Origin of the sequence: Microcoleus sp. S36b_A4, assembly GCF_036700645.1 — a bacterium.
Classification (GTDB): Bacteria; Cyanobacteriota; Cyanobacteriia; order Cyanobacteriales; family Microcoleaceae; genus Microcoleus.
In genome coordinates this window covers 22,751-30,245 of record NZ_JAUBPI010000079.1, presented here as the reverse complement: position 1 = coordinate 30,245, position 7,495 = coordinate 22,751, and the positions used below count along the sequence as shown (strand labels likewise).

7 protein-coding genes are annotated in these 7,495 nt (G+C 46.9%); 3 read left to right on the top strand and 4 right to left on the bottom strand.

Annotation, left to right across the window (positions count from 1 at the left end):
- Positions 1-567 precede the first annotated feature (567 nt).
- On the top strand, positions 568-1,017 hold the full coding sequence (ndk, locus tag QUA03_RS21640; protein WP_333035325.1) for a nucleoside-diphosphate kinase: 450 nt from the start codon (positions 568-570) through the stop codon (positions 1,015-1,017).
- Positions 1,018-1,170: 153 nt separating this feature from the next.
- Here the strand turns inward: ndk and QUA03_RS21635 are convergent, their stop codons facing one another.
- Positions 1,171-1,917, bottom strand: coding sequence for a creatininase family protein (locus tag QUA03_RS21635; protein WP_333214832.1), 747 nt, complete (start codon positions 1,915-1,917; stop codon positions 1,171-1,173).
- Positions 1,918-2,182: 265 nt separating this feature from the next.
- Here QUA03_RS21635 and QUA03_RS21630 point away from each other — a divergent pair, with 265 nt between their 5' ends.
- Positions 2,183-2,341: a hypothetical protein gene (locus QUA03_RS21630; protein WP_333214829.1), complete on the top strand. Its 159-nt coding sequence runs from the start codon at positions 2,183-2,185 to the stop codon at positions 2,339-2,341.
- Positions 2,342-2,452: 111 nt separating this feature from the next.
- Complete coding sequence (locus QUA03_RS21625; protein WP_333214828.1) at positions 2,453-3,193, top strand: response regulator transcription factor; 741 nt, start codon at positions 2,453-2,455, stop codon at positions 3,191-3,193.
- 297 nt (positions 3,194-3,490) lie between these two features.
- On the opposite strand, the gene QUA03_RS21620 is transcribed toward QUA03_RS21625, so the two are convergent.
- From QUA03_RS21620 to QUA03_RS21610, 3 genes are all read right to left on the bottom strand, one after another.
- Positions 3,491-4,246, bottom strand: coding sequence for a 4'-phosphopantetheinyl transferase superfamily protein (locus QUA03_RS21620; RefSeq protein WP_333214826.1), 756 nt, complete (start codon positions 4,244-4,246; stop codon positions 3,491-3,493).
- A 201-nt stretch (positions 4,247-4,447) separates the two neighbouring features.
- On the bottom strand, positions 4,448-5,761 hold the full coding sequence (locus tag QUA03_RS21615) for a dihydroorotase (RefSeq protein ID WP_333214824.1): 1,314 nt from the start codon (positions 5,759-5,761) through the stop codon (positions 4,448-4,450).
- Between the two features lie 225 nt (positions 5,762-5,986).
- Positions 5,987-7,348 carry a histidine phosphatase family protein gene (locus tag QUA03_RS21610; protein ID WP_333214823.1) on the bottom strand — a complete coding sequence of 454 codons (1,362 nt, stop codon included), beginning with the start codon at positions 7,346-7,348 and terminating at the stop codon, positions 5,987-5,989.
- Between the last annotated feature and the right edge of the window lie 147 nt (positions 7,349-7,495).

Sequence of the window (7,495 nt, the reverse complement as noted above, 5' to 3'; positions counted from 1 at the left end):
AAATCTAAAATCTAAAATCTAAAATCTAAAATCTAAAATCTAAAATCTAAAATCTAAAATCTAAAATCTAAAATCGATTGACTTGTATCATATTGTGCCCGAAGTTCGAGCATCTTGTTCCCTAGAGATAAAATGTTCTACATTTAAATTGCATATTTCTATCGTTGCTCAAAACCACCCCACAAGAGTTTGATTATTTAGTGACCGATAATTTAAAGCTGATTAACTTAATAGGCGAGTGTTCATTCTGCTCGCAGTGCTAAAAAATGCTTTTTACAAAATCGCGGTGATCCATGCAAATCAGTCCTAGACGCATAGGAGTCTCGAAACCAGGTTTCTTTGCAGATTCATCGCTGCTCAACAAAAATTTTTCTGAGAAACCCGGTTTCTTTAAGCCTTGGTTTTATTGCTTCTTCCCTCTTTTCTCTTCCCTCTTCTTATTCCTTCTTCCTTCTTCCTGCTGTCATAAGTCTCCAAATGACAATTTCCCCTTCTCAGAATTGCCTTTAGGTGCGTTCTGAGTTACTCTATCTTTTGGATCAGTTAACACAATTATAGGAGTTAATCTTGGAACGGACTTTTTTAGCGATTAAGCCCGACGGCGTACAACGCGGACTCGTCGGCGAAATTATCGGTCGTTTTGAAGCCAAGGGCTTTAAGCTAGTTGGTATGAAGCTGATGACTGCGAGTCGCGAACTAGCGGAACAACATTATGATGTTCACAAAGAAAAACCATTCTTTGCTGGATTGGTAAACTTTATCACTTCAGGCCCTGTAGTGGCGATGGTTTGGGAAGGCGACGGCGTTGTGGCCTCGGCGAGAAAAATCATTGGCGCCACAAATCCTCTGAATGCAGAACCTGCGACAATTCGGGGCGATTTTGCCGTCAATGTCGGCCGTAATCTCATTCACGGTTCTGATGCTGTCGAGACTGCCCGTGCGGAAATTAGCCTTTGGTTCAAGGAAGAAGAATTGAGTGCTTGGACACCTTGTTTAACTCCTTGGATTGTGGAATAGTTTTGATATTCTCCCGGTGGTTAATCGGGAGATATAGCCTTTTTTAGACAGATGAAATATCATGTCGCTGACTCACTCATAACTGTAAACTATAGAATAGTTTGAGATTTTTTCTTGTTACCAGGAGCTTCCTGGTAACGAGAAGAAAAAACGTTAATCGGAACTTAAAAACTCCAAATAATTATTAGTCAATTCTTTGACTGCTAATTCGTAAAACTGTTGACCGTGTTCGGGGGTTGCTAAGCCCGGATTTGAACCCATTCTCCCGTCGGGAAATCGGCGGCGGAAATCAGCGGCACCGTAAATTTTGTGCCCGGAAGCGACTTCTTCCGAAAGCGGAGCTTGCTTGATTGCTTCTGGATAAAGGTACTGGGTTAAGGCGACTTCGCTGGGGGTGGCGTGGGAACCTTCTTGGTTTCCGTATAATTCTTTTGCTAGTTGGTAAACTGAACCGCACATGAACCAGTTGCCGATTTGACACTGAATTTTATCGGCATTTGGTAAATGCAAGTCTGATAAATGCGCGTATGTCTCGGAAAATGCTGCTTTCATTGTCGCAATGTTGCCACCATGACCGTTAATGAAGAAATATTTCTCAAATCCCGCTTTTGCCAAAGATGTGATATAATCCCTGATTACCAGTATTAGCGTCTGCGGTCGGAAGCTGATTGTGCCGGGAAAGCTGGTGTGGTGCAAGGCCATCCCGACATTAATTGTGGGGCCGATTAAGGCATTGGCAGCTTCACCGACACCGCGGGCGATCGCCTTGGCAGCAATGGCGTCAGTTCCGATCAAGCCGGTGGGCCCGTGCTGTTCGGTGGAGCCGATCGGGATAATTATGCCTCGCGAGCTTTCGAGATAAGCTTCTACCTCGGGCCAGGTACTCAAATGCAGCAACATGATAGGCAGTCTACAGAATTTTTACTTGCTATTGTCGATCGTAGCCGGCACGGGAAGAATAAGGAATTTGGAGCAACTTATTATTGTATTCTTAAAAAAAGCTCTTAAAGTGCGATCGCAACTTTACCGTTATATTACTTAACGTTAATAATTTAACCACTTGATGGCCAAAACTTTACCTTTTAATAACCTTTTAAGAGTAGTATAACAAGCATATCCCTCTAGATTGGGTGTTACGTGGTCAATTAACAGCGGGCAATGTTTTATGAAATTAACACCGACCCCGAAAAATGACCAGACTTCTGAGGCCTGGACGCAGGCAGACAGCGCGGTTCCGGCAACTGCTCTACGGCTGTATTCCTTACACGAGCAAGTAGTAAAGGTCGAGCGCGTGCCTGTAGGATGGGCTGGCGAAAGATTCTAAGCGATCGAACTTTCTGGCGATCGTACAAGCGATCTCCGCGCGAGAGTGTCTCAGCTACTGAAGAAGACACCGAGCGCTAGCTACATACAAACATAACTCCCACTGATATTTATGTCTTCTGCTGAATTAAGCGAAAGTCCTTCAAGGCTGGCTGTTGGACAAGCCGGCCGTATCTTGTTATTGGAAGGTGAAGATCTGTTGCGGGAAATGCTAGCTTTAGCCCTTAAAGAACAGGGCTATGAGGTGGTGGTTACTAGCGACGGGCGCAACGCTCTGCCTTCTGTACAAGCTGCTTCGTCATACCACGGTGAATTTGCCTTTAACCTGTTAATTATGGATTCAATTAACGGTTTGGATCTGTGTCGAATGTTACGGCATCAAGGAAATCCCGTCCCTATTTTGATTATCGGTGCTAGAGGAAGTGCCAACAATTGCGCTTTTTACCTCGAAGCGGGATCTGATGATTATCTGACCAAACCTTTTGGAATGCGGGAGTTTATCGCTCGCTGTCGGGCGCTGATGCGGCGCCAGCGCCTCGGTCAGTTGCGACAACCGATGATGCTGCAATATAAGAGCATAACTCTGTATCCTGAAGAGTGCCGCGTGTTGGTTCGTGGTCTGGAAGTGAAATTTTCTCCTAAACAGTTTCGCTTACTAGAACTATTTATGAGTTATCCCCGGCGAGTTTGGTCCCGCGATCAGTTGCTGGAAAAAATTTGGGGTCAAGATTTTATCGGAGACAGCAAAACAGTTGATGTTCACATCCGCTGGCTGCGCGAAAAGTTGGAAATAGATCCGGCCCAACCGGAATATATCATTACGGTACGAGGGTTTGGCTATCGATTTGGTTAAATTATTAAATCAGTTGTAGGGTGGTAAATTACAGTCGGATAGACAAATAAGGACACAACATTTTTGTGTCCTTCTTTGTCTATGGAGGGTGGGCAATACAATAGCTTGGAGGTGCAAGCAGTAGAGCTATTCCAGCGACTGTTGCCGTTTTCTTTTACTCGCTCGCGATCGGTATCAACTGAGATATTGCACCATTGTCAAAAACAGGCAAGATGACTGCTCCACAAAGAATTTTCTTGTGGAACAGGCCCGAAAGCCTGTTCATAAAAAGCGAAGCGTGCAACATCTCAGTATAAATCAAAACTCCCCCGTCCACTCCCAACAATGAAGTTTCCAGCAATCTCCCGCAACCGCAACAGCCGCCACCATATCTGAACTCGGAATTAATTCCATTAAAGACCATCTCGATGCTTCTTCAGGGTTGTCTTCAACATTTAACAGCGCGGCAGGTTCTCCTGGTGCGAGGGTGACATCAAACTGATTCAGGGGAATAGAAAGTCCTTTACCGACTGCTTTGATATAGGCTTCTTTGCGAGTCCAGCAGGTGAAAAAAGCTCTGGGTTGGAGATGTTCTGGGAGCGAACGCAACACAGAGTGTTCTAATGGTGAAAAAAACTTTTCCGCAATTTCTAGGCAAGGAAAGTTGGTATTTATGCCTTCAATATCCACACCAATATCTCGATTTTTGGTAATAGCAATTAGAGCAATACCCCGAGAGTGAGACAAATTGAAACGCAGGGTATTTCCACCTTGGGCGGCGATGATAGAGGGTTTGCCGTAGGGATTGTAGTAAAAGCGCAAAATGTGAGGATTTATGTTAAGATAGCGACTCAGAATCGCTCTGAGTACCCCACGACTGACAATAAATTGCGATCGACCTTTGGGAAAGTGAAAACCCTCGGCTTTTGTCCGCTCGTCGGTAGAGAGAGTCTCTTCTAAACTTTGCAAGCAAGATTCTGTTTGAGTCAGAGAGACGCGCCAAACATGAATTTCTCCCAGATCCAATGTCAAGTCTAGCGGTGGGGAATTCCACGAAGGAACAACAGCAATCATATATTTACCCGGCTTGATCCAAAGCTTCCACGTACCAAATTACCTATCTTCTTCTTGATCTTCTTTCTCTTCCTTCGCGCCCTTCGCGACTTCGCGGTTCGTTAAATAATTCCCAATTCCAACGGTCAATCCATTTGAGATTTGAGATTTGAGATTTGAGAACTGATAAATCCGGGAGTCCCTAACCAAATTGCTTGATTGTCAATTAATCCAGGTTTGTACAACTTTTCCCGCTAATTGCTGTCCCAACCAAGGCGTATTTGCCGATCGCGACTTCAGACTTGGCCCGTCAACAGTCCAACTCATTTGCGGGTCGAACAAAATCAACTCAGCAGAGACTCCCGGTGCAACCGTGGCGGGGGTTTGTCCGAGACAAACGGCCGGCCTGGTACTCAACACTCGCCACAGTTCTAAAGCCGAAAATTCGCCAGTTTCTACCAGTCCGTGCCACAGTAAAGGCAAAGCTAATTCTAAGCCGATCGCCCCCGGCGGACTATCAGCAAAAGCCACAGTTTTCTCCTCATAAGTATGCGGGTTGTGGTCGATCGCGATCGCATCAATTACGCCATCTTTCACAGCTTGAATCAGCGCTAATTGGTCGCTGAGATTCCCCAACGGCGGTTCTAGGCGTAAATTCGGATCATAGGGCAACGAAGCAGTCAGAGCATTTTTCCCGCCGGCATCTTTAGAATTTCCTGAAATTGCCCCGACATTCAACAGCAAGTGCATCCAAGTCACACTCGCAGTCACCGGCAAACCCCGCGCCTTCGCATCCCGAATCAATTCCACGCTGCGCGCTGTAGAAACACGCATGATGTGCACTCCTGTGCCCGCAGATGCCACCAACTCCAGGATTGCCGCCAAAGCCGAAGTTTCCGCACTCGCCGGAATTCCAGGTAAACCCAAGCGCACCGACACCGCACCCTCCCTCACCGCGCCATTTCCTGCCAAAGTTCGATCGCACGGCCACAAAGCCACAGACTTACCCAAAGGCTTGATATACTCCAGCAAACGCCTCACCAGAGCCGGATTAGACAGCGGCAAACCGTCTGCAAAACCCACCACTGGACAGGAAGCCAGCTCGCCCAACTCTGCCATCTGCTGCCCTTTAACGCCCGCTGTCAGCGCTCCCCAAAAATACAAGCTGGGCAGCCCGGGCGGCAAATTGCGGATATGTTGCTGCAACAAAGCTAAACCGGCCAAATTGTCAACAGGTGGCGAGGTATCCGGCAAAATCGCCACTCGCGTAAAACCCCCAGCCGCTGCAGCCTGCATCAAAGATTCCAGGGTTTCTCGATCCTCAAAGCCCGGTTCTCCGCTGTGACTGTAGATATCAGTTAACCCCGGCCCCAAAATCAGTCCCTGGCAATCCCGCACTTGGGTGTCAGCGGGAAACTCAGCAATTTTTTCTGCAATGGCTTCGATCTGGCCTTCGGTAATTAGAATATCAGCGATGCGATCGCTCCCTGAAACTGGATCTAGCACTCGTACATTTTGTAGCAGTTCGCGGCTCATATAACAGAAGGAAGAAGGAAGTTCGGCAACGGATTATGTAACGGATGTAACGGATGTAATGGATGTCAGGAACATGGAAGAAGCAATCCACGGCATTAGTTTCAGGAATTAAGAACTTCCTAAGCGTCGGGCGCGGTTGTTATCCAAATTCAAACATTTTTCAGGCGCGAACCCGTAGCGGTGGGCGTTTCTTCCGCTACGGGTTCGCGCTCAGCACTTTACTAATTAGAGTGCTCCGGCTGCTGTTTTGTCAAAAACGCCGCCGCTCAAATGAGTTGTGACATTCATCGCTTGTAATACCGGCAAACCATCGGGGCCGTGGGGATAATCAATCACGCTAACGGCTCCGTTTCCTTGTTTGAATTTCCAGAAATGTTCTGGTTCCAAACCGAATAGGTGGCAGAGAATTGCTTTGTTAATGGCATCGTGAGCAACTACAATCCCAGTACCAGAAACAGATTGTACAATTTCGCGCCAAGCTGCGATCGCTCTCTGCCAAACTTGCTGCAAATTCTCTCCTTCCGGCATTTGCACTGTTTCAGGAGATGTTTTCCATTCTGCTAGCAAACCCGGATAGGATTGTTCGATTTCTGATTCAAATTTTCCTTCCCAAAGTCCGTGGCTGATTTCTCTCAAGTCATCGCGCAGTTCCAGTTGCAAACCGCCGTGATACTTGAGAATAATTTCCGCAGTTTCTTTCGGGCGCAGCATGGAACTGCTAATCGCAAAATCTAATTTTACATCCTTGAGAAATTCTGCCGCCCGCCGGGATTGTTCGCGGCCGTTATCGTTGAGAGGTACGTCAATTTGCCCTTGAAATTTACCTGCTTTATTCCAGTCGGTTTCGCCGTGACGCACCAGCAACAAGCGCGGGCCTTGGTGTCCGTCCCTCGGTTTGGGAAAAATTTCCCCGGTATGGGAAGTTAAATTCAGGGATTCTAATTGAACTGGAACTTTCTTTTTTGGCTCTCCTGGCTCGTCGGTGGTAACAGGGGAATATCCAAAATTAAGGACGCTAATGCCGCAATTTGACTGCTGAATAGATTGGTAGTAATTCGGGTTAATTTCCGACGCTGTAGCGATGAGAGCGCGGTTGATTCCGTTATGACCTACTACTAGAATTGTGCCGTCCCGGTGGCGCGATAAAAGTTCTTGCCAAAAATGACGGGCGTTAGCAAAAATTGCCAATACGGGAAAGTGTTCAATTTCTCCGTCAGCAGATGGCAGTTTCATGGAAAATTTGTCTGGCTGTTTTTGCCACTGCTGATATGCTTCGGGGAATTTGTCGATCGCATCTTGACGCAACATTCCTTCCCACAGAGGCAAATCGATTTCCATCAAATTATCAGTTGGCTGGAGTTGTGGCGGATTTGTCAAGCGCGACAGGATGATTTCCGCTGTTTCTTTGGCGCGTTGCAGGGGACTGGTATAGATGGCATCAAAGGCGATACTGCTGAGTGTGTCGCCTACTTGCAGGGCGGTGTTGCGGCCTGCTTCTGTCAAAATTGATTTATCGAGGCGGCCTTGGATGCGGCGTTCTTGATTGTAGGTGCTTTTGCCGTGACGGACTAAGATAATGCGAGTCATTCGATTTTAGATTTTAGATTTTAGATTTTAGATTTAGCCTGTTACCGCGCTTCGGGTGCGCGGTGCACGCCTTACCCATACATGGCGAGTCAAGGATTTGTGGCGTGAGTCTTGTTGAGGCGAGTCAAAAAGATGAGCCAGTGAAAT

What these genes read in the sequence shown, in the direction of transcription:
- QUA03_RS21635 (WP_333214832.1), bottom strand. Translation starts at nt 1,917, where the DNA reads ATGTTGCTGCATTTGAGTACCTGGCCCGAGGTAGAAGCTTATCTCGAA.
- QUA03_RS21630 (WP_333214829.1), top strand. Translation starts at nt 2,183, where the DNA reads ATGAAATTAACACCGACCCCGAAAAATGACCAGACTTCTGAGGCCTGG.
- QUA03_RS21625 (WP_333214828.1), top strand. Translation starts at nt 2,453, where the DNA reads ATGTCTTCTGCTGAATTAAGCGAAAGTCCTTCAAGGCTGGCTGTTGGA.
- QUA03_RS21620 (WP_333214826.1), bottom strand. Translation starts at nt 4,246, where the DNA reads ATGATTGCTGTTGTTCCTTCGTGGAATTCCCCACCGCTAGACTTGACA.
- QUA03_RS21615 (WP_333214824.1), bottom strand. Translation starts at nt 5,761, where the DNA reads ATGAGCCGCGAACTGCTACAAAATGTACGAGTGCTAGATCCAGTTTCA.
- QUA03_RS21610 (WP_333214823.1), bottom strand. Translation starts at nt 7,348, where the DNA reads ATGACTCGCATTATCTTAGTCCGTCACGGCAAAAGCACCTACAATCAA.